Origin of the sequence: Mycobacterium sp. G7A2 (genome assembly GCF_041902445.1) — a bacterium.
In the GTDB taxonomy this organism is placed as follows: domain Bacteria; phylum Actinomycetota; class Actinomycetes; order Mycobacteriales; family Mycobacteriaceae; genus Mycobacterium.
This window is the reverse complement of the sequence record NZ_CP169251.1, coordinates 4,397,852-4,419,475: the sequence shown is the minus strand read 5'-3', so window position 1 is coordinate 4,419,475 and position 21,624 is coordinate 4,397,852. Positions and strand designations below refer to the sequence as shown.

General features: G+C 69.2%; 22 protein-coding genes. 12 read left to right on the top strand and 10 right to left on the bottom strand.

What is annotated here, in order from left to right:
- Positions 1–110 precede the first annotated feature (110 nt).
- Both hpf and secA read left to right on the top strand, forming a co-directional pair.
- Positions 111–752, top strand: coding sequence for a ribosome hibernation-promoting factor, HPF/YfiA family (gene hpf, locus ACEWX3_RS20935; protein WP_374159909.1), 642 nt, complete (start codon positions 111–113; stop codon positions 750–752).
- A 123-nt stretch (positions 753–875) separates the two neighbouring features.
- Positions 876–3,683: a preprotein translocase subunit SecA gene (secA, locus tag ACEWX3_RS20930; protein WP_207067729.1), complete on the top strand. Its 2,808-nt coding sequence runs from the start codon at positions 876–878 to the stop codon at positions 3,681–3,683.
- An 89-nt stretch (positions 3,684–3,772) separates the two neighbouring features.
- Here secA and ACEWX3_RS20925 read toward each other — a convergent pair whose 3' ends face one another.
- On the bottom strand, positions 3,773–4,267 hold the full coding sequence (locus ACEWX3_RS20925) for an Rv3235 family protein (RefSeq protein ID WP_374157562.1): 495 nt from the start codon (positions 4,265–4,267) through the stop codon (positions 3,773–3,775).
- 206 nt (positions 4,268–4,473) lie between these two features.
- On the opposite strand from ACEWX3_RS20925, the gene ACEWX3_RS20920 reads away from it, so the two are divergent.
- The 5 genes from ACEWX3_RS20920 (at position 4,474) to ACEWX3_RS20900 (ending at position 9,857) form a co-directional block, all read left to right on the top strand.
- Positions 4,474–5,883, top strand: a complete 1,410-nt coding sequence (locus ACEWX3_RS20920; RefSeq protein ID WP_207067731.1) for a wax ester/triacylglycerol synthase family O-acyltransferase — start codon at positions 4,474–4,476, stop codon at positions 5,881–5,883.
- A gap of 19 nt (positions 5,884–5,902) precedes the next feature.
- The gene (ppk2, locus tag ACEWX3_RS20915) at positions 5,903–6,748 is read left to right on the top strand and encodes a polyphosphate kinase 2 (protein ID WP_207067732.1); all 846 of its coding nucleotides are present in this window, start codon (positions 5,903–5,905) and stop codon (positions 6,746–6,748) included.
- 47 nt (positions 6,749–6,795) lie between these two features.
- Entirely contained in the window at positions 6,796–7,308 is a 513-nt protein-coding gene (locus tag ACEWX3_RS20910) for a hypothetical protein (RefSeq protein WP_207067777.1), read from the top strand.
- 68 nt (positions 7,309–7,376) lie between these two features.
- Positions 7,377–8,531 carry a ferredoxin reductase gene (locus ACEWX3_RS20905; protein ID WP_374157561.1) on the top strand — a complete coding sequence of 385 codons (1,155 nt, stop codon included), beginning with the start codon at positions 7,377–7,379 and terminating at the stop codon, positions 8,529–8,531.
- A gap of 69 nt (positions 8,532–8,600) precedes the next feature.
- Positions 8,601–9,857 (top strand): fatty acid desaturase, encoded by a 1,257-nt coding sequence (locus ACEWX3_RS20900; protein WP_374157560.1) that lies wholly within the window; start codon positions 8,601–8,603, stop codon positions 9,855–9,857.
- A gap of 108 nt (positions 9,858–9,965) precedes the next feature.
- Here the strand turns inward: ACEWX3_RS20900 and ACEWX3_RS20895 are convergent, their stop codons facing one another.
- The 3 genes from ACEWX3_RS20895 to aroA all read right to left on the bottom strand — a co-directional run bounded on the left by ACEWX3_RS20895 (position 9,966) and on the right by aroA (position 13,182).
- Positions 9,966–10,814 carry an aldo/keto reductase gene (locus ACEWX3_RS20895; protein WP_374157559.1) on the bottom strand — a complete coding sequence of 283 codons (849 nt, stop codon included), beginning with the start codon at positions 10,812–10,814 and terminating at the stop codon, positions 9,966–9,968.
- Positions 10,815–10,897: 83 nt separating this feature from the next.
- On the bottom strand, positions 10,898–11,878 hold the full coding sequence (gene rsgA, locus ACEWX3_RS20890; protein WP_374157558.1) for a ribosome small subunit-dependent GTPase A: 981 nt from the start codon (positions 11,876–11,878) through the stop codon (positions 10,898–10,900).
- Positions 11,875–13,182, bottom strand: a complete 1,308-nt coding sequence (gene aroA / locus ACEWX3_RS20885; RefSeq protein ID WP_374157557.1) for a 3-phosphoshikimate 1-carboxyvinyltransferase — start codon at positions 13,180–13,182, stop codon at positions 11,875–11,877. Before aroA ends, rsgA begins: the two co-directional genes overlap by 4 nt.
- Positions 13,183–13,279: 97 nt before the next feature.
- On the opposite strand from aroA, the gene ACEWX3_RS20880 reads away from it, so the two are divergent.
- Together ACEWX3_RS20880 and ACEWX3_RS20875 are read left to right on the top strand one after the other, a co-directional pair.
- Positions 13,280–14,053, top strand: coding sequence for an SOS response-associated peptidase (locus tag ACEWX3_RS20880; protein ID WP_221348839.1), 774 nt, complete (start codon positions 13,280–13,282; stop codon positions 14,051–14,053).
- On the top strand, positions 14,050–15,552 hold the full coding sequence (locus ACEWX3_RS20875) for a methyltransferase (RefSeq protein ID WP_374157556.1): 1,503 nt from the start codon (positions 14,050–14,052) through the stop codon (positions 15,550–15,552). The genes ACEWX3_RS20880 and ACEWX3_RS20875 overlap by 4 nt, the downstream gene beginning before the upstream one ends.
- Before the next feature lie 2 nt (positions 15,553–15,554).
- Here the strand turns inward: ACEWX3_RS20875 and ACEWX3_RS20870 are convergent, their stop codons facing one another.
- From ACEWX3_RS20870 to ACEWX3_RS20850, 5 genes are all read right to left on the bottom strand, one after another.
- On the bottom strand, positions 15,555–16,331 hold the full coding sequence (locus ACEWX3_RS20870; protein ID WP_374157555.1) for a class I SAM-dependent methyltransferase: 777 nt from the start codon (positions 16,329–16,331) through the stop codon (positions 15,555–15,557).
- Positions 16,332–16,525: 194 nt separating this feature from the next.
- A complete protein-coding gene (locus tag ACEWX3_RS20865; RefSeq protein WP_374157554.1) occupies positions 16,526–17,371 on the bottom strand; it encodes an SDR family oxidoreductase in 846 nt (281 codons plus the stop codon).
- A 345-nt stretch (positions 17,372–17,716) separates the two neighbouring features.
- Positions 17,717–18,205 (bottom strand): YbaK/EbsC family protein, encoded by a 489-nt coding sequence (locus ACEWX3_RS20860; RefSeq protein ID WP_374157553.1) that lies wholly within the window; start codon positions 18,203–18,205, stop codon positions 17,717–17,719.
- Positions 18,206–18,223: 18 nt separating this feature from the next.
- On the bottom strand, positions 18,224–19,168 hold the full coding sequence (locus ACEWX3_RS20855; protein ID WP_374157552.1) for a hypothetical protein: 945 nt from the start codon (positions 19,166–19,168) through the stop codon (positions 18,224–18,226).
- On the bottom strand, positions 19,165–19,827 hold the full coding sequence (locus tag ACEWX3_RS20850; protein ID WP_374157551.1) for a hypothetical protein: 663 nt from the start codon (positions 19,825–19,827) through the stop codon (positions 19,165–19,167). Before ACEWX3_RS20850 ends, ACEWX3_RS20855 begins: the two co-directional genes overlap by 4 nt.
- A gap of 273 nt (positions 19,828–20,100) precedes the next feature.
- Between ACEWX3_RS20850 and ACEWX3_RS20845 the strand changes: the two genes are divergently transcribed.
- Together ACEWX3_RS20845 and rsrA are read left to right on the top strand one after the other, a co-directional pair.
- Positions 20,101–20,739, top strand: coding sequence for a sigma-70 family RNA polymerase sigma factor (locus ACEWX3_RS20845; protein ID WP_207067744.1), 639 nt, complete (start codon positions 20,101–20,103; stop codon positions 20,737–20,739).
- Positions 20,736–21,071 (top strand): mycothiol system anti-sigma-R factor, encoded by a 336-nt coding sequence (gene rsrA, locus ACEWX3_RS20840; protein ID WP_374157550.1) that lies wholly within the window; start codon positions 20,736–20,738, stop codon positions 21,069–21,071. Before ACEWX3_RS20845 ends, rsrA begins: the two co-directional genes overlap by 4 nt.
- A 96-nt stretch (positions 21,072–21,167) precedes the next feature.
- Here rsrA and ACEWX3_RS20835 read toward each other — a convergent pair whose 3' ends face one another.
- Positions 21,168–21,260: a 50S ribosomal protein bL37 gene (locus ACEWX3_RS20835; protein ID WP_003882799.1), complete on the bottom strand. Its 93-nt coding sequence runs from the start codon at positions 21,258–21,260 to the stop codon at positions 21,168–21,170.
- Positions 21,261–21,405: 145 nt separating this feature from the next.
- Between ACEWX3_RS20835 and ACEWX3_RS20830 the strand changes: the two genes are divergently transcribed.
- Positions 21,406–21,621, top strand: coding sequence for a biotin/lipoyl-binding carrier protein (locus ACEWX3_RS20830; RefSeq protein ID WP_152516226.1), 216 nt, complete (start codon positions 21,406–21,408; stop codon positions 21,619–21,621).
- Positions 21,622–21,624 lie beyond the last annotated feature (3 nt).

Here is a 21,624-nt window from a genome sequence, read left to right as displayed (position 1 = left end):
GTCGGCGCGATTTCTTCCCAGCCGGGCACGCAGCAGGCGTGCGTAAGCGAGAGAGAATCGAGTTGCCAAGCATGTCAAGTTTTTCCGTGGACACCGACAGCGCAACGGTCATGGACGGCGAGCCGTCCGAATCCTCCGGTAACGCCGACGTCGTCGTGACGGGGCGCAACGTCGAGGTGCCTGACCACTTCCGTCAGCACGTGACCGACAAGCTGTCCCGCCTGGAACGATTCGACCGCACCATCTACCTCTTCGATGTCGAGCTCTACCACGAGAAGAATCGCCGGCAACGCAAGAACTGTCAGCACATCGAGATCACCGCTCGCGGGCGCGGCCCGGTGGTGCGCGGCGAAGCCTGCGCCGACAGTTTCTACGCCGCCCTCGAAGCCGCCTACAGCAAACTCGAATCCCGGCTGCGCAAAAGCAAGGACCGGCGCAAGATCCACTACGGCGACAAGCGGCCGGTGTCGCTGCACGAAGCGACCGCGCTCGACCACCTCGACGCCGCGTTCGCCATGCCCTCCACCGAGAGCGTCGACGGGCAGCGCAGCGACGTCGTCGACGACCACGAACCCGGCCAGATCGTGCGCGTCAAAGAGCACCCGGCCGCACCGATGACCGTCGACGACGCGCTCTACGAGATGGAACTCGTCGGCCACGACTTCTTCCTGTTCCACGACAAGGAAAGCGACCGTCCATGCGTGGTCTACCGCCGCCACGCCTACGACTACGGGTTGATCCGGCTGGCCTGAGGACCGCCGCGGCCCGATCCGGCGCGCAACCGCACCCCAGGTGTCGGTTTGCGCGCCGGATCCACCCGTACGATGGTGTCCGTCCACCGGTGACGAATCCATCGAGGAAAAAGGGTTAACAGCGTGCTCTCGAAGTTGCTCCGTCTCGGCGAAGGCCGCATGGTCAAGCGCCTCAAGGGGGTGGCTGACTACGTCAACACCCTGTCCGACGACGTCGAGAAGCTCTCCGACGCCGAACTGCGCAACAAGACCGTTGTGTTCAAGGACCGCATCGCCGACGGCGAAGACGTCGACGACCTGCTGCCCGAGGCGTTCGCGGTGGCTCGCGAGGCGGCCTGGCGGGTGCTCAACCAGAAGCACTTCGACGTCCAGATCATGGGTGGGGCGGCGCTGCACTTCGGCAACGTCGCCGAGATGAAGACCGGTGAGGGCAAGACCCTGACCGCGGTGCTGCCGGCCTACCTCAACGCGCTCTCCGGTAAGGGCGTGCACATCGTCACCGTCAACGACTACCTGGCCAAACGTGACGCGGAGTGGATGGGCCGAGTACACCGCTTCCTCGGCCTGGACGTCGGGGTCATCCTGTCGCAGATGTCGCCGGAGCAGCGGCGCGCCGCCTACGCCGCCGACATCACCTACGGCACCAACAACGAGTTCGGCTTCGACTACCTGCGCGACAACATGGCACTGCGCCTCGAGGACTGCGTCCAGCGCGGCCACCACTTCGCCATCGTCGACGAGGTCGACTCGATCCTCATCGACGAGGCCCGCACGCCGCTGATCATCTCCGGGCCCGCCGACGGCGGCTCGAACTGGTACACCGAGTTCGCGCGGCTGGCTCCGCTGATGGAAAAAGACGTCCACTACGAGGTCGACATCAAGAAGCGCGTCGTGGGCGTGCACGAACTCGGCGTGGAGTTCGTCGAGGACCAGCTCGGCATCGACAACCTCTACGAGGCCGCCAACTCGCCGCTGATCAGCTACCTCAACAACGCCATCAAGGCCAAGGAGCTGTTCGAGCGCGACAAGCACTACATCGTGCGCAACGGCGACGTGCTGATCGTCGACGACTTCACCGGCCGCGTGCTGATGGGCCGCCGCTACAACGAGGGCCTGCACCAGGCGATCGAGGCCAAAGAGCACGTCGAGATCAAGGCCGAGAACCAGACCGTCGCCACGATCACGCTGCAGAACTACTTCCGCCTCTACGACAAGCTCGCCGGCATGACCGGCACCGCCGAGACCGAGGCCGCCGAGCTGCACGAGATCTACAAACTCGGCGTCGTCCCGATCCCCACCAACCGGCCGATGGTCCGCGCCGACCAGTCCGACCTGATCTACAAGACCGAGGAAGCCAAGTTCATCGCGGTCGTCGACGACGTCTCCGAACGCTATGAGAAGGGGCAGCCGGTCCTGATCGGCACCACCAGCGTGGAGCGCTCGGAGTTCCTGTCGCGCCAGTTCCAGAAGCGGCGCATCCCGCACAACGTGCTCAACGCGAAGTACCACGAGCAGGAGGCCGGCATCATCGCCGAGGCCGGCCGGCTCGGCGCGGTCACCGTCGCGACCAACATGGCCGGTCGTGGCACCGACGTGGTGCTCGGCGGCAACGTCGACTTCCTACTGGACCGTCGGCTGCGTCAGCGCGGTCTCGACCCGATCGAGACCGCCGACGAGTACGAGGCCGCCTGGCACGAAGAGCTGCCCCACGTCAAAGAAGAGGTGGCCGCCGAAGCCAAAGACGTGCGCGCCGCCGGCGGGCTGTACGTGCTCGGCACCGAACGCCACGAGTCCCGCCGCATCGACAACCAGCTGCGCGGCCGCTCCGGCCGTCAGGGTGACCCCGGCGAGTCGCGGTTCTATCTGTCGCTGGCCGACGAGCTCATGCGCCGCTTCAACGGCGCCACGCTCGAGACGCTGCTGACCCGGTTGAACCTGCCCGACGACGTCCCGATCGAGGCCAAGATGGTCTCGCGCGCCATCAAGAGCGCCCAGACTCAGGTCGAGCAGCAGAACTTCGACATCCGCAAGGAAGTTCTCAAGTACGACGAGGTGATGAACCAGCAGCGCAAGGTGATCTACGCCGAGCGCCGCCGCATCCTGGAAGGCGAGAACCTCGCCGAGCAGGCCCACAAGATGCTCGTCGACGTCATCACCGCCTACGTCGACGGCGCCACCGCCGAGGGCTACTCCGAGGACTGGGACCTGGAGAAGCTGTGGGAAGGGCTCAAGGCGCTCTACCCGGTCGGCATCGACCACCACGACCTGCTCGACTCCGACGCCGTGGGCGAGCCCGGTGAGCTGACCCGCAACGAGCTGCTCGACGCGCTGATCGCCGACGCCGAGCGGGCCTACGCCGAGCGGGAGAGCGAGATCGAGGGCGTCGCCGGTGAGGGCGCGATGCGCCAGCTCGAGCGCAACGTGCTGCTCAACGTGCTCGACCGCAAGTGGCGCGAGCACCTCTACGAGATGGACTACCTGCGCGAAGGCATCGGCCTGCGCGGGCTCGCCCAGCAGCGGCCCGAGGTGGAGTACGCCCGCGAGGGATACGACATGTTCGTCGGCATGCTCGAGGGCATGAAGGAGGAGTCGGTCGGCTTCCTGTTCAACGTCCAGGTCGAGGCCGCGCCGACGCCGACCGTGGCGCCGGTGGCTGCGCCGTCCGGGCTGGCCGAGTTCGCCAAGTCCGCGGCGGCCGCCGCCGAGCAGCAGGGCGGGGTGGCCACCAAGGAGCGTACGCAGTTGCGCGCCAAGGGGATCGACGACCAGTCCCGGCCGCTGACCTACTCGGGCCCGTCGGAGGACGGCGGCGTGGAGATCAAGCGCTCCGGCTCCGGTGACGGGAAGCCCGCCGGGGGTGGCAGCCGCCGTGAGCGGCGCGAGGCCGCCCGCCAGCAGGGCCGCCACGCCAAGGGCAGCCGCCGCCGCTAGGACGTTGAGACTGCGCTCCCAGCGGAGAAGTTCGAGTGGACCCCGCGCTGGACGCAGTCTGAACGGTATCGGCGCAGTCTGAACGGGAGCTAGCCGATCTGCAGTGCGCAGAAGCGCCAGCTGCCACGGTGCGCCTCGATGCGGCCGGCGACGGCGTGCACCCTGCCGCGCCGCAGGAACGTGGCGAACACCTCGGCGGCGGTCAGCTCGGCGTCGCCGGTGTCCACGCATCGCACCCGCACCCGGCGCAGCGTCGCACTGCCCGGTGGTGTGACCGCGGCGCGGGCGATGACCTGTTCGACGAGCACCGGGGTCATCAGCGGTTTCAGTTGCGCCACCGGCCGTCGCCGGTCGATCACCTCGACGAGCTGTCGCAGCGCCGTCTCGGCGAACACCACCGCCGACTTCGGCGGTCGCGGTTCGAGGGGCTGCGCGCGCCGCCGGCTCGACAGGCGGTGCGTCGACGGTGCTGTGCACGACGGCCGGTGCGTACTCAGTGGCTGCGGCGCGGGTTCGTAGTCGATGACCGGAGCGGTACTCCACTGAGATTCGACGGGGGAGACGGGGGCGGGGGATGCGGACATGCGGATACTCCAGCGGCCGAGACGGACGCGGGACGGTGCGTCCCGCGGTGAACGCCTGCTGGAGAGTGGCAGACCACATCATGTTCGCACGGTCCACGGACACCCCTGCGCACCTATTGAGCACCCGATTGTGCGCGCACGCAGGAACTGCCGTTACCGTGGCAGGGTCTTGACCGAGGGGTGATCGAGGGGAGGCGGCCGCCGCAATGGTGACCAGGCTGTCGGCGTCGGACGCATCCTTCTACCGGCTGGAGAACTCGTCGACCCCGATGTACGTCGGGTCGCTGCAGATCCTGCGCAAGCCCCGCAACGGGTTGAGCTACGAGACGCTGCTGGCCACCGTCGAGCAGCGGCTTCCGCAGGTCCCGCGGTACCGGCAGAAGGTACGCGAGGTGACGCTGGGCCTGGCCCGCCCGGTCTGGGTCGACGACCGCGACTTCGACATCACCTACCACATCCGCCGCTCTGCCCTGCCGTCGCCGGGCAGCGACGCCCAGCTGCACGACCTGGTGGCGCGGTTGGGGTCGCGACCGCTGGACAGGTCGCGCCCGCTGTGGGAGATGTACCTGGTCGAGGGCCTGGCCAAGAACCGGGTCGCGATCTACACCAAGTCGCATCAGGCGCTGGTCAACGGGATGACGGCGTTGGAGATCGACCACGTCATCGCCGACCGCACCCAGAAGCCGCCCGAGTTCGGGGAGGACATCTGGATCCCCGGCCGCGAGCCCAGTGACCGGCAGTTGCTGTTCGGGGCGCTGGGTGAGTGGATCACCCGGCCCACCGCCCAGGCTGCGGCGGTGCGCACCGCGGTGACCGAGACCGTCACCAGCAGCACGCAGATGCTCGACCTCGGCCGGCGGATGGCCGAGGTGGCACGCATCGTGGCGCGCGGCAACGCGCCCAACAGCCCGCTGAACACCCGGGTGTCGCGCAACCGGCGGTTCTCGGTGGCGTCGGGCAGCCTCGAGGAGTTCCGCGCCATCCGCGCCCGCTACGACTGCGACATCAACGACGTGGTCCTGGCCATGGTGGCCGGAGCGCTGCGCAACTGGTTGCTGTCGCGCGGCGAGCCCGTGACGACGTCGACCACCGTGCGCGCCATGGCGCCGATGTCGGTGTATCCCGACGCCGAGATCGAGTCGACCGGTCCGGGGCAGGCGATCAGCGAGGTGGCGCCGTTCCTGGTGGACCTGCCCGTCGGCGAGGCCAACCCGGTGGTGCGGCTGTCCCAGATCGCCCACGCCACCGAATCGCATCCGACGGCCACCAGCCTGGTCGACGCCCGCACCATCGTCACGCTGTCGGGCTTCGCGCCGCCCACGCTGCACGCGATGGGCATCCGCGTCGCGACCAGCTTCTCGGCGCGGCTGTTCAACCTGCTGATCACCAACGTGCCCGGCGCGCAGAAGCAGATGTACGTCGCGGGCACCAAACTGTTGGAGACCTACGCGGTGCCGCCGCTGCTGCACAACCAGGCGCTCGCGATCGGCGTGACGTCGTACAACGGCACGCTCTACTTCGGGATCAACGCCGACCGCGACGCGATGGCCGATGTCGACATGCTGCCCAGCCTGCTGCGCGAATCGCTCGACGAATTGGTCGAGGCCGCGAAGTAACCGCGCCTAGAATTCGGCGGTGGGCACCACCAAAACCACGGCCGAGAGCGGCAAGCACAAGAAGGCCAAGATTCCCAAGAAGGTCTACGCCGCCGAGTTGTTCCGGCTGCAGACCGAGCTGGTGAAGTTGCAGGAATGGGTGCGCGCCACCGGTGCCCGCGTCGTCGTCGTGTTCGAGGGCCGCGACGCCGCCGGCAAAGGCGGAACCATCAAACGGATCACCGAGTACCTCAGCCCCCGGGTCGCCCGCATCGCGGCGCTGCCCGCACCGTCGGATCGTGAACGGGGGCAATGGTATTACCAGCGCTACATCGAGCATCTGCCCGCGCGCGGGGAGATCGTGCTGTTCGACCGGTCCTGGTACAACCGGGCCGGTGTCGAGAAGGTGATGGAGTTCTGCACCCCGGCCGAGCACATGCTCTTCCTGCGCCAGACACCGATTTTCGAGCAGATGCTCATCGACGACGGGGTGCTGCTGCGCAAGTACTGGTTCTCGGTCTCCGACGACGAACAGCTGCGGCGGTTCCGGTCCCGGCTCAATGATCCGGTGCGGCAGTGGAAGTTGTCGCCGATGGACCTGGAGTCCATCTACCGCTGGGAGGAGTACTCCCGGGCCAAGGACGAGATGATGGTGCACACCGACACCCCGATGAGCCCCTGGTTCATCGTCGAGTCCGACATCAAGCGCAATGCGCGGCTGAACATGATCGCCCATCTGCTGTCCACGATCGACTACCACGAGGTCGACCTGCCCACGGTGGACCTGCCCGACCGGCCGATCGTCGGGAACTACCGCAGGCCCGCCCGGGAACTGTCGACCTATGTTCCCGACCACGCTGCAGCGTTGATCGGCGATCCCGAATAGCGGCTACCCTCGGCGTCGTGCGTGTCTATGTCCCGGTGACCCTGGCCATGTTGCAGCGACTGGTCGCCGACGAGTCGGTGCAGCCCGTGAGCGGGACGGCGTTCGCGGTGACCCCGACGCTGCGGGAGGCGTACGCGCACGGTGACGAGGACGAACTGGCCGACGTGGCGCTGCGTGACGCAGCGCTGGCGTCCCTGCGGCTGTTGGCCGACGACTCGCACGACACCGCGGACTCGGCCGGGACCGCTGATGCGGCCGGCCCCGCCGGCACCATGCCCACCCGGCGCGCGGTGGTGGAAGCTGATGCCGACGACGTCACGCTGCGCCCCGACCTCGACGACGCGGTGGTGCGCGTGCGGGGGCCGATTCCACTGACGAATGTGATCGCGGCCTACGTCGACAACGCCGGCGCCGAGCCGGCCGTCAAGGCCGCCGTCGAGGTGATCGACGCGGCGGATCTGGGCAACGAGGACGCCGAGTTGACCGTCGGTGACGCCCAGGACCACGATCTGGCGTGGTACGCGCCCCAGGAACTGCCGTTCCTGCTCGAGCTGCTGTGACGGGCTGGCTACGGAGCCGTAAGTTACGGTACCGTAGGTTGAGCAACAGCGACCCTGCAGGAGCCCCCATGGCCAAGAGCACGATCAAGACCGCGGCCCGGGTTGCCGACACGGTGCGACCCACCGTCGCCGGCGCGAAGGAACGCCCCGGGTGGCATCTGCTGCGCACCGTCGCCGGCCGCATCACCACCCCGCTGCTGCCCGACGACTACCTGAAGCTGGCCAACCCGCTGTGGTCGGCGCGTGAGCTGCGCGGCAGGGTGCTCGAGGTGCGCCGGGAGACCGTCGACTCGGCCACGTTGGTGATCAAGCCGGGCTGGGGCTTTTCGTTCGACTACCAGGCAGGCCAGTACATCGGTATCGGTCTGCTGGTCGACGGCCGGTGGCGCTGGCGGTCCTACTCGCTGACCAGCGTGCCGGTCGACCGGCAGTCGGGGAGCAGGGGTGCGCGCACCATCACCATCACCGTCAAGGCCATGCCCGAGGGCTTCCTGTCCACGCACCTGGTCGGCGGCGTCGAACCCGGCACCATCGTGAGACTGGCGGCGCCGCAAGGCAATTTCGTGCTGCCGGATCCGGCGCCGGCGAAGATTCTGTTCCTGACCGCCGGCTCGGGGATCACGCCGGTGATGTCGATGCTGCGCACTCTGGTCCGCCGCGACCAGCTCGGCGATGTGGCCCACGTGCATTCCGCGCCGACCGCGGCCGATGTCCTGTTCGCCGGGGAACTGGCCGAACTCGCCGACGCCCACGAGGATTACCGACTGACGGTGCGGGCTACCCGGACTGAGGGCCGGGTGGATCTGGCCCGGCTCGACGAGATCGTCCCCGACTGGCGGGAGCGCCAAACCTGGGCGTGTGGACCCGAGGCGATGCTGGAAGGCGCTGATCGGACATGGAAGGCGGCGGGCATCCCCGAACGCCTGCACCTGGAGCGGTTCGCCGCGGTGCGTACGTCCGCGCACGGCAGTGGCGGCACCGTCGAGTTCGCCCGGGCGGGCAAGACGGCCACCGTCGACGGTGCGACGTCACTGATGGACGCCGGCGAGGCGGCCGGCATCCAGATGCCGTTCGGCTGCCGGATGGGCATCTGCCAGTCCTGTGTCGTCGGGCTGCTGGACGGGCACGTCCGGGACCTTCGGACGGGTGTGGAGCACGAACCCGGTAGCCGCGTGCAGACCTGCGTGTCTGCGGCGTCGGGGGACTGCACACTGGATGTGTAAGCTTTACTAGCGAGTAACCTACGGAGTCGTAGGTTACGATAGCGTAGGTACGCGAAAGGAGGGCTGAAGATGGCGATCACCGATGTACCCGAGTTCGCGCATCTGACCGATGCAGACGTCGAGAACCTCGCGCGCGAACTGGATGCGATCCGACAGGACGTCGAAGAGTCCCGCGGCGCGCGGGACGCGCGCTACATCCGCCGCACCATCGCGGCCCAACGCGCGTTGGAGGTCACCGGCCGGCTCCTGCTGGCGGGCAGCTCCAAACGGTCGTTCTGGTGGGCCGGCGCGACGACGCTGGGCGTGGCCAAGATCATCGAGAACATGGAGATCGGCCACAACGTCATGCACGGCCAGTGGGACTGGATGAACGATCCCGAAGTTCATTCCTCCACCTGGGAATGGGACATGAGTGGCGCGTCCAAGCACTGGCGCTTCACCCACAACTTCATGCACCACAAGTACACCAACATCCTCGGCATGGACGACGACGTGGGCTACGGCGTCATCCGGGTCACCCGCGACCAGAAGTGGAGGCCGTTCAACCTCAGCAACTTGTTCTTCAACACGCTGCTGGCGGTGGCCTTCGAATGGGGCGTGGGGTTGCAGCACCTGGAGCTCGGCAAGATCTTCAAGGGCCGCGACGACCGCAAGGCCACGATGGTGCGGGTCCGCGAGTTCAGCGTGAAGGCCGGCAACCAGCTGCTCAAGGATTACGTCGCCTATCCGGCCATCACGTCGATGTCACCGGGGGCCACGTACAAGTCCACGCTCAAGGCCAACGCGGTGGCCAACGTCATCCGCAACGTGTGGGCCAACGCGGTGATCTTCTGCGGGCACTTTCCCGACGGCGCGGAGAAGTTCACCAAGACCGACATGGTCGGTGAGACCCGCGGCGAGTGGTACCTGCGACAGATGCTGGGCAGCGCCAACTTCGAGAACGGCCCGGTGCTGCGCTTCATGAGCGGCAACCTGTGCCACCAGATCGAGCATCACCTGTTCCCGGATCTGCCGAGCAACCGGTACTACGAGATCTCCCTGCGAGTGCGCGAACTCTGCGACAAGTACGACCTGCCCTACACGACCGGCAACTTCGCTGTGCAGTACGGCAAGTCGTGGCGCACCATCGCCAAGCTCTCGCTGCCGGACCGGTTCCTGCGTGACACCGCCGACGATGCGCCCGAGACGCGCAGCGAGCGGATGTTCGCCGAGCTGGAGCCCGCTCAGCGCACGGGGCTGAAGTCGGCGATCGCCGCGGTGCGGGCCCGCCGGCGCGCCAAGCGCGCCGAGAAAGCTGCCGAGCAGCGACCGGAACTGGCCGCCTGATCGTCCATCCAGCAGCGGCCTGATCGTTCAGACTGCGATGAGGGCGGGGTCTTCTCGAAGATCCCCGCCCTCACCGCAGTTTCAACGTGTCTCTCGGCTGGGTGTCTGTCAGCTGGGCACGTAGTCGAATGTGTCGGGGTTCGGTCCGGTGCGGCCCGACTCACCCTGATCCAGCGTGGTGATCGCGTCGACGTCGTCTTGGCCGAGCTCGAAGTCGAACAGCGCGAAGTTGTCCTTGATGCGCTGCGGCGTCACCGATTTCGGGAACACGATGTCGCCGCGCTGGATGTGCCAGCGCAACACCACCTGCGCCGGTGACTTGCCGGCCGCCTCGGCGATGCGGGTGATCACCGGATCGTCGAGCACCTTGCCCTGCGCGATCGGCGACCACGCCTCGGTTTCGATGCCATGCTGCTGGCCGTACACGCGGACCTCGTTGTTGGCGAAGTACGGGTGAACCTCGACCTGGTTGACCGCCGGCACCGTCTCGGTCTCCTGCGCCAGCCGCTTGAGGTGCTCGACCTGGAAATTCGACACCCCGATGCTGCGGGCCCGGCCGTCTTTCTTGAACTCCTCCAACGTCTTCCACGTCGATACGTAGTCGCCGCCGTAGAGAGTCGGCAGCGGCCAGTGGATCAGGAACAGATCCACATAGTCGAAGCCGAGCGCGGACAACGTCTCGTCGAACGCGCGGCGTGCGTCGTCGGGCTTGTGGAAGCCGTTGTTGAGCTTGGAGGTGATGAACACCTCGGAACGGTCGATGCCGGCATTGCGGATGCCGTCACCGACGCCCTTCTCGTTCTGATACATCTCGGCGGTGTCGATGTGACGGTAGCCGACGTCCAACGCGGTCTTGACCGCATCGGCCGTGTCGTCGGGCGGAATCTGGAAGACGCCGAATCCCAACTGCGGGATCCTGTTGCCGTCGTTGAGGTCAATGGTGGGAACTGTGCTCACGTGTGCTCCTTTCGCCGACAGCGTGCCCCGTGCACACCGTGCGGAAACCTCGCCCCCAGCACCCGTAACGACGACGTCAGGGCTCACCCTTCCCGCATCGCGGCCAGCAACCGGCGTGCCGCCCCCACCCGGTCCGCCGCCGGCCCGGTCAGCTCGTCGAGAGCGCACTCCGGATCGGCCGGCGGGCCCATGTGACCGCAGCCGCGTGGGCAGTCGTCGATCGCCTCGGCCAGATCGGAGAACGCCAACACCACATCGTCGGGCTCGATGTGGGCCAACCCGAACGACCGGATCCCCGGGGTGTCGATCACCCAGCCGCCGGACGCCAGCGGCAGCGCCACCGACTGAGTGGAGGTGTGCCGTCCACGCCCGATCTCGGTGACCGCGCCGGTGGCGCGCTCCGCCTCGGGCACGAGCCGGTTGACCAAGGTGGATTTACCCACCCCGGAATGACCCAGCAACACGGTCACCTTGCCGGTCAACAGGGACTCGACCTCCGCCAGCTCGTCGTCGCGCCCGGCGGTGACGATGGTCAGGTCCAGCTCGGCGAACAACTCGGCGAACGGCTCCGGAGGAGCCAGATCCGTCTTGGTCAGACACAGGATCGGCACCAGGCCGCCGGCGTAGGCGGCGATCAGCGTGCGCTCGACCAAACCGGTGCGCGGCGGCGGGTCGGCCAGCGCGGTGACGATCAGCAGCTGGTCGGCGTTGGCGACGACGACCCGCTCGGTGGGGTCGTTGTCGTCGGCGGTACGGCGCAGCAGCGTGCGCCGATCCCCGCGCCGCACGATCCGCGCCAGCGTGTCGGGGCGGCCGGACAGGTCACCGACGACGTCGACCTCGTCACCGACGACGATCGGGGTGCGGCCGAGCTCGCGGGCCCGCATCGCCGTCACCCGCCGGGCCGGGTCGCCACCCAGCACACAGCCCCAGCGGCCCCGGTCCACCGTCACCACCATCGCCTCCTCGGCGTCGGCGTGCTCGGGGCGGGTCTTGGTCCGCGGCCGCGAGCCCCGGCCGGGGCGCACCCGCACATCGGACTCGTCGTACTCGCGGCGGCTCAAGACGGATGGACCACCGCATCACTGGCCTGCCCGGCGAGCATGCCGGCCCACAGCGCGGGGAAGTCGGGCAGCGTCTTGGCCGTGGTGGCGATGTCCTCCACCTCGACCCCCGGCACCCGCAGCCCGATGATCGCGCCGGCCGTGGCCATCCGGTGATCGGCGTAGGACCGCCACACCCCGCCGTGCAGCTGCGCCGCGGTGATGGTCAACCCGTCCGGGGTCTCCTCGCAGTCTCCGCCCAGCCCGGTGATCTCGGCGCACAGCGCGCTGAGCCGGTCGGTCTCGTGCCCTCGCAGGTGGGCGATCCCGCGCAGCCGCGACACCGACCCCGGGGTGGCCAGCGCAGCCAGCGCCGCCACCGACGGGGCCAGCTCGCCGACGTCGTGCAGGTCGACGTCGATGCCGGTGTAGCTGGCCGAGCCCTGCACCTCCAGGAAGGTGTCGCCGCGCCGCACCACCGCGCCCAGGCTCTCCAGGATGGACAGGATGGTGCCGGCCGGCTGGGTGCTGTGCGGCGGCCAGCCGGTGATGCGCACGCTGCCGCCGCTGACCACGGCCGCGGCCAGGAACGGCACCGAGTTCGACAGGTCGGGCTCGATGACCCACTCCCGGGCGGTGATCCGTCCCGGCGCGACCCGCCAGCGGTTGGGACGCGAATCGTCGACGTCCACGCCGGCGTCGCGCAGCATCGACACCGTCATCGCGACATGCGGTGCCGACGGAACCGCCTTCCCGGTGTGCACGATCGTCAACCCGTCGGTGAACGCCGCGCCCGACAGCAGCAACCCCGACACGAACTGCGACGAACCCGAGGCGTCGATCTCCACGGTGCCGCCGGGCACCGCACCGCTGCCCTGCACGGTGAACGGCAGGCCGTCGCCGTCGATCTGCACCCCCAGCGCGCGCAGCCCGTCCAGCAGCGGCGCGATCGGTCGGGACCGAGCCTGCTCGTCGCCGTCGAACACCACGCTCTCGGTGCTCAGCGCGGCCACCGGAGGCACGAACCTCAGCACCGTGCCGGCGAGCCCGCAGTCGATCCGGTTCCCCGGCGGCGCCAGGGTGCCGCTGACCGTCAACTCGGTGCCGTCGGTGTCCGACGGTTCGACGGTGAAGCCCAGAGCCTGCAGGGCGCCGATCATCAGGTCGGTGTCGCGGCTGCGCAACGCGCCGCGCAGCGTGGACGGGCCGTGGTCGGCGGCCAGCGCGGCCAGGATCAACGCCCGGTTGGTCTGCGACTTCGAGCCGGGCACGGTCACGGTGGCGTGCACGGGTGTGGCGATCGACGGGGCCGGCCAGGTGCTCACGATGGTCCATTCTTGCCTGTCGGTGATTTCGGCGTGCGTAGGCACCCTCAGCGACGATGTTCGCGCCGAAATCGCGATGTCTGGAACCATGGAAGCCATGTGCGGGCGATTCGCGGTGACGACCGATCCGGCGCTGCTGGCCGAGAAGATCAAGGCGATCGACGAGAGCACTGCGGCCGACGCGCCCAGCCCCACCAACTCGGGGCCCAACTACAACGTGGCCCCGACGACGACCGTGGCCACCGTGGTCAAGCGGCACAGCGAGCCCGACGACGACGCCACGCGGCGGGTGCGGCTGATGCGTTGGGGCCTGGTGCCGCCGTGGGCCAAGACCGCCGACGACGGCGCGCCGGACACCTCCGGTCCGCTGCTCATCAACGCCCGCTCGGACAAGGTCACCACCTCGCCGGCGTTCCGCAGCTCGGCCAAGGCCAAGCGGTGCCTGGTGCCGATGGACGGCTGGTACGAGTGGAAAGGCGCCAAGGGCAGCAAGACGCCGTACTTCATGTACGCCGGTGACGGTGAGCCGCTGTTCATGGCCGGACTGTGGACCACGTGGCGGCCCAAGGGTGCCCCCAAGGACAGCAAACCGCTGTTGAGCTGCACGATCATCACCACTGACGCGGCGGGGCCGCTGGCCGACATCCACGACCGGATGCCGTTGAGCATCAGCGCGGCCGACTGGGACCGCTGGCTGGATCCCGACGCGCCGATCGACGAGGGGCTGCTTCGCGGGCACGGCGACCTCGACCGGGTGCAGATCCGCGAGGTGTCCACGCTGGTCAACAGCGTCCGCAACAACGGGCCCGAACTCATCGAACCGGCCGAAGCCCGCCCGGGCCGCGACGCCGAACAGGCCGAACTGTTTTGACCCCGCTGCACACCCCGGCCGTCGTCGACGCGCTGGCCACCGACCTGCGCGCAGCCGCCTACACCACCGACGGGGTCGCCGAACTGCTCGGCGCCGACGCCGGCGCCTTCAGCCGCGGGTTGTCCTGGTCGGCGCTGCGCGCCACCGAACGGGCACCCGAAAACCAGCGTTCGCTCGCCGTCCTCGTGCGGTTGCTGCTGCTGGGCACCGAGGAGAACCGCGACCGGGTGGCGGGCGCGCTGCCCACCGCAGGGCTCGACGCGCTGGTCGCCGACGGGGCGCTGGAAATCACCGCGCGCGGCGGCGTGCGTGCCGCGCTGGACATCCGCCCGCACAGCGACGGTGCCACCGACTTCCTCGTGGTGTCAGACCTCGACGCCGGCCAACGCCCCGGCCCCGTGCACGCCGACCATGTCCTCGGGATCGGGGGAGCGTCGGTGTCGCTGGCCCACGCGGTCATCCGGGAGCCGGTCGGGCGGGCACTGGATCTGGGCACCGGCTGCGGCATCCAGGCGCTACACCTCGACAGCCACTGCGACGCAATCGTCGCGACCGACACCAACGCCCGTGCCCTCGCGCTGGCCGCGGCGACCGCACGGCTGAACGCGATGTCCTGGGATCTGCGCCGCGGCAGCCTCTTCGACGCGGTGGCCGGCGAACGGTTCGACCTGATCGTGTCGAATCCGCCGTTCGTGGTGGGTACCGGGTCGCTGGACTACCAGTACCGCGACTCCGGTATGGCCGGAGACATGTTGTGTCGCACGATGATCGAACAGGTCGGTGATTATCTGGAACCGGGCGGCACCGCGCAGATCATGGCGAACTGGATGGTGGTCGACGGCCAGGACTGGCGCGACCGAGTCGCCGGGTGGCTGGCCGGGACCGGGCTGCACGCCTGGGTGGTGCAACGCGAGTTCGCCGACCCCGTCAGCTATGTGTCGCTGTGGACCTCCGACGCCGGCGAGCTGCCCGAGGATGCCGCCCGCCGCGGCGGACAGTGGCTGGACTGGTTCGACGAACACCGCATCGCCGGGGTCGGCATGGGCATGATCACCGTCCGCGCGCCCCGCCGCGGCGAACGTCGGGCGCCCGACCAGGTGCTCGAAGAGATCACCGGGGCAGGGGAGGCGCTGACCGGTCCGGAGGTGGCGGCGTTCTTCGCCCGCCGCGAGTACCTGCACGACACCACCGACGAGCAGCTGCTGGCGGCCCGGTTGTCGACCGCACCGGTGTTCCTGGAAGAACAGTCCCTGCTCGGTCCCGACGGCTGGCAGGTCGTCGGGGCCGCGGTGCGTCGCCCCGGCGGACCGGGAGCGGTGCTGGGCGTGGACGAGGTGTCGCGGGCGCTGCTGGCGGGCTGTCGCGGGGAGGTACCGCTGGGCATGCTGATCGAGCTGCTGGCCGCCACCCACGGCGTCGACGACGCCGCCCTGGCCGACGCCGCGCTGCCGGTGGTGCGCGAGGCGATCGGCCGCGGAATCCTGTACCAGGCGAACTGAGTTCAGCTGCACCGAGTCGCGCTGACGACGACGTACGGCGCGCCGAAAGTCACCGCGCCGCCGTTGTCGACATGCGGCTGCAACGCCGCCTCGAAAGCCGCCGCCAGCCGGTCGCGCTGGTCGGCGGCCCGCCGGAACGTCGCCACGTGCACCGGTGATTCCTCCTGCAGGAACCGCAGCGCCGCCGCCATCGAATCGAACTGCCAGCGGTGCAGCCCCCGGTGCAGCTCGATGTCGTCGAAATGCGGCGCCAACCGGTCGGTGACCGTGTCGGCGTCTCCCCACTGCTCCGGGGAGAACGACGCGGCCGCCGGCGGACCGAGCACCGCCACCACCGGGTCGAACAGCGGGTTGTCACCGTCGCGGACCCACGCCGAAAAAGCCAGCACACCTTCGGGTTTCACGATCCGTGCGAGTTCAGGAACCTGGCTGCCCGGCTCGACGAAGATGATGCCCATGTTCGACATGGCCGCGTCGAAGCCGCGGTCGGGCAGGCCGGTGGCCGACGCGTCGGCGCATCGCCACGTGACCGCGTCCGCGCCTTCGCGGCCCCGGGCGATCGTGAGCAGCTCCGGCGTGAGGTCCACGCCGGTGACGCGAGCCCCGCGTGCCGAGGCGAGCAGCGCTGCGCTGCCGGTGCCGCACCCGAGGTCGACCACGTCGGAACCGCGCAACGGACGTCTGCGCTCAACGGCGTCACAGAGCTGCCCGGCGATGTGCGCGATGCGCTCCCCGACCGCGTCGTAGCGGCCGGCGGACCAGAGGCTCGGCGATGTCACAGCCACCACCCTGCCACGGCGGCGGTCGCAAAAGTGCGCTCCGTCAGCGGCCGGACGGGGTCAGCGCTTCGGGCCGACCAGGCGCCCGGCGCTGCCGGTGGCGGCCAGTCGCCGAGGGTGGCCGGTGGCGACCGGCGCCCGGCACTGCCGAGAATGCACGTTCGCGAGCAGGGGTGCCCCAATTCGCGACAGCGTTACGGGGCGGTGTAACCCGGCGGGTTGGCGGCGTCGACCCAGAAGTCGACGCCGAGATCGGAACCCGGCACGCAGTCGTAGGCCGACAGGTCGGTGACACCGGATTCGAGCAGCACGTCCTCGCACAGCAGCGTGTGGCCGGTGTAGCTGGCCGGCTTGTTGAGCACGACGTAGGCGGCGTCGGAGTACACCTCCGGTTTGCGCGAGCGGGCCATCGACTCGTCGCCGCCGAGCAGGTTCTGCACCGCCGCGGTCGCCACCATGGTGCGCGGCCACAGCGTGTTGGACGCGATGCCCGCATCCCGCATCTCTTCGGCGATCCCCAACGCGCACAACGTCATTCCGAACTTTGCCATCATGTAGGGCGTCGGCCGCAGCCATTTGGACTCCAGCAGCACCGGCGGCGACAACGTCAGGACGTGCGGGTTGTCGCGGCCCTTCATGTGAGGCAGGCAAGCCTGCGACACCGCGTAGGTGCCGCGCACCTGGATGCCGTTCATCAGGTCGAACCGTTTGAGCGGCACGTCCTCGATGGAACCCAGGTTGATCGCCGAGGCGTTGTTGACACACATGTCGATGCCGCCGAACTGCTCGACGGTCTTGGCGACCGCGGCGGCCACCGAGTCCCCATCGCGGACGTCGCCGACGATCGGCAACGCCTGACCGCCGGCCTCCTCGATCTCCTTGGCCGCGGTGTAGATGGTGCCGGGAAGCTTGGGGTGCGGTTCGGCGGTCTTGGCGACCAGTGCGATGTTGGCGCCGTCGGCGGCGACCCGCTTGGCGATCGCCAGCCCGATTCCGCGGCTGGCACCAGAGATGAACATCGTTTTTCCGGCAAGCGACATGGGCCCACCCTAATGCCACCGCCTCCGCGCCGAACGTACGGTTTCTGACGGATTTCGCCCGTTTCTCGTCATATTCCGTACTGTCGCGGGTCCGAACTGTCACGCGTTCGCCCGGCGCGGGTGACTGTCGCGAGTCCGAACTGTCGCGCGTCCGAACTGTCGCGCGTCCGTCCGGCGCGTGCGCTCGGCGCGTCCGAACTGCCGTGCGTCCGTCCGGCGCGTCCGTCCGGCGCGTCCGTCCGGCGCGTCCGTCCGGCGCGTCCGTCCTGCCCGTGCGCTCGGCGCGTCCGTCCTTCCCGTGCGCTCGGCGCGTCCGAACTGCCGTGCGTCCGCTCGGCGCGTCGGTCAGGCGCAGATGTCGGCTGTCACCGCGTTCGTCAGCCGCACCAGGTCCTGCGGGGACAGGCTCACGTCCCACCCACGCTTGCCGGCACTGCACAACACCCGGTCCCACTGCAGCGCCGAGGAGTCGACGACCGTGGGTAACGGCTTGCGCTGGCCCAGCGGCGAGATCCCTCCGACGACGTAACCGGAGGAGCGCTGCGCTGCGGCCGGGTCGGCCATGGTCGCCTTCGGTGCGCCGAGCGCGGCGGCCGCCGCCTTGAGCGACAGCTTCGACGGGACCGGCACCACCGCGACGCCAAGGCCGCTGGGCATCGCGACGACCAGGGTCTTGAGGATCTGCCCGGGCTGGACGCCTTCCCGCTCGGCGAGGGCGGCGACCGCCTCGTCACCGAACGACTCTGCGCGGGGGTCGTGCGGGTACTGCACCACCGCATGAGGTGCCCCGGCCGCCACCAGAGCGGCAATGGCGGGGGTCGCTGCGCGCGCCACCGGCCCAGCGTAATCCGGTCAGCGCGGTCCGCTGCGCCAGGTGATTCGGGGAGGGTCGTCGTTGCCGGTGCGGGTGAGCCGGCGGCAGGTGTGCACACCGGCCACAGCGACCGCCACGGCCAGCGCACCGTTGACCCCGGCCAGCACGACCACCATGCGCCCGGTGCGCTCGGCGGCGGGCCGGAAGCGGTCCAGAAACGTGTCCGCATCCCCGGCGGCGACGATCCGCACGTCGGCCAGCCCGGTGTAGGACGTCGCGCCGCCGCCCATCCCGCCGCGCAGGTGTCCCCACACCACCACCCGATCGCCGGTTCGCAGGACACAGTTGCCGGTGCCGCCCGCCGGCCACCCCCAGGCCTGGCTGCCCGACGAGATGCCCGCCACCACGACGGGCGGTCCGCCGGGGAAGTCGACCAGATAGCGGTCGGGAAACCGGCCACCCGGCAGCAGAAGGCGATGCGTCCCGACCGTGACGCACCCGTGCGTTGCCACCACCGGCGATCCCGTCGGCCCTCGCAGGGTCCCCTGCAACAACACCCCGGCCTGACGCGCCGGTGCGTCGCGCGAGGCGACGAACTGGTCGCGATCCACCAGGACCTCGGCGTCGGCGACGCTGGCGGTGTCGTCAGCAGCCACCAGGAGGAACACCGCGACCGCGACATACATGGCCGACAGCGCCGCGCACACCACGGCGACGCCGCTGCGGTCGCTCCTGCTGACCAGCTGCGGGAGACCCTTGGTCCACAGCAGCGCGGTCAGCACCGACAACACCACGGTGGCCGCCGTGATCGTCGCGGCTCGTAGCGCCAGGTCGGCCGCCACCTCCCCGGTGATGACGACGACCAGGAACAGCGCCGGAACCGTGGCCACTGTCAGCACGCACAACGGGATGGTTCGGCGGCGCCAGCGCCACGCCAGCACCGCGGCGGCGCCGACCACCGAGGTGGCCAGGACCAGGCTCACGCCCGGCCGAGGGAGCCCCGGCAGCGCAGGCCCAGGTTGACGAACGCGTCGGCCATCTCGACCGAGCGCAACACATCGGTGCGCACGCGCACCGAGATCCCGGTCCGGTCGACGGTCAGCACAGGCTGCTCCCGCTCGGCGTCGAACCGGCCGCACCAGTCGCCGATCGCGTCGGCCACGTTGCGCATGGTCCCGGTGGGGCCGATGCCGTCGGTGGCGAACACCAACAGCCGCTGGTCCATCGCCGGCAGCGCCCGCAGCGGGCGTCCGCCGCTGAACCGGTCCAGGCCCAGCCATTCGGTCAGCGGCGCGGGCAGCGTGCTGATCAGACCGGTGGCCAGCTCGCGCAGCTCCCCGGGTGGGGAGGGGCCGGCGACCAGCACCGGACCGAGCGTGGCCGGGGTGGGGCACGCCCAGGTGCTGGTGACGATGTGGGTGCTCGGCGGCGACATCTGGCTGGCGAACGACCGGGTCATGGTCAGCGTCCAGTCCCCGGCGACGGGGAGGACGACGGTGTCCTCACCATGCGTCTCGACCCGCCACCCGCGCTGCTGCAGCGCGGAGTGGAAGGACGCGCGGCGGCGCAGCCACCACGCCAGAGCCGTGGCGAGCACCAGCAGCGTCAGCGCGCCGACGACGAGGGTGGTTGACACGTCCATCGAGACAGTGAGTATTCCCGACCGGCGGGGTCACCGGCGGCAGTACGGCCAGACGGTGGGGAACACCGCGCGCGGCAGCGCTGTTGTTGACCACAGCAGTGGCTGGTCGCTGAGCCGGCCACGGCCTGTAGTCGGTGTCAACCTCTAGGATCGGCGGAAGGGGATTTTCCGGTGCCAGTGTTGACTGCATTGCCCATGAAGGCCCTGGAGCGTCCGGTGGACACGCCGGAGCTGTCTGGTGGCGCCGCTACAGAAGGGACGGTGTTCCCCACGATGACCGACACCGATGCACAGTCGGACGGCCAGATCGGGCACGAAGAGACCGACGCCGAGTTGACCGCGCGCTTCGAACGTGACGCGATCCCGATGCTCGACCAGCTCTACGGCGGCGCGCTGCGGATGACCCGCAACCCCGCCGACGCCGAGGACCTGCTGCAGGAAACGATGGTCAAGGCGTACTCGGGGTTCCGGTCGTTCCGGGAAGGAACCAACCTCAAGGCGTGGTTGTACCGGATCCTGACCAACACCTACATCAACAGTTACCGCAAGAAGCAGCGCCAGCCGTCGGAGTATCCGACCGAGGAGATCACCGACTGGCAACTGGCGGCCAACGCCGAGCACTCCTCGACCGGGTTGCGCTCGGCCGAGGTCGAGGCGCTGGAGCTGCTGCCCGACAACGAGATCAAAGAAGCCCTGCAGGCACTTCCGGAAGACTTCCGGATGGCGGTCTACTACGCCGACGTCGAGGGCTTCCCCTACAAGGAGATCGCCGAGATCATGGACACGCCGATCGGAACGGTGATGTCGCGGTTGCACCGCGGCAGGCGTCAACTTCGCGAGTTGTTGGGCGGTGTGGCCCGCGACAGGGGCTTCCTCCGCGGCCAGGACGCTCCGGAGGAGGTTTCGTCATGAGCGGCACCGAGAACCCGTCTGGCGGCGCCGACCAGCCTGAACCGCAGGACCGCTGGACCCCGCCGGTGGGGCCCGTGGATCCCGAGCATCCCGAGTGCGCCGCCGTGATCGCCGAGGTGTGGACGCTGCTCGACGGCGAGTGCACCGTCGAGACCCGCGACCGGCTGCGCCAGCACCTCGAGGAATGCCCCACCTGTCTGCGCTACTACGGCATCGAGGAGCGGGTGAAGAAGCTGATCGCCATCAAGTGCAGCGGGGAGCGCGCCCCCGACAGCCTGCGCGAGCGGTTGCGGCTCGAAATCAGCCGCACCACGATCATCCGCCGGGGCTGAGCGCCGCAGCAGCCGCCCCCGCAACGACAAGCACGTCGCCCCAACGACAACCGCCCGGCCTCTCACGAGGACCGGGCGGTGTTGTTGCTGGTGGAGTCAGCGCACTGACTTCGAACCGGCGTTGGGGCGCTTGCCGTGGTTGGCCTTGCTGTGCTTGCGGTCGCGCTTCTTCCGGCCTCGCTTGGCCATGATGTACCTCCGAATGGCTCTGTCGTGGGTGCCCGTCGATCGGGCGTTGTCTGCGATTGTCTCACGTGCCGGTTGATGCTCTGTCCACCCTGTCGTGTGGTTCGATAGACGCGTTCAGGCACAGCGGTGAGTGAGTGGGGTGAAGATGGCCGAGGATGTTCGCGCCGAGATCGTGGCCAGTGTGCTCGAGGTCGTGGTCAGCGAGGGCGATCAGATCGGTGAAGGCGACACCTTGGTGCTGCTGGAGTCGATGAAGATGGAGATCCCGGTGCTCGCCGAGGTCGCCGGCACCATCAGCAAGGTCAGCGTCGCGGTCGGTGACGTGATCCAGGCCGGCGACCTGATCGCGGTCATCAGCTAGCGC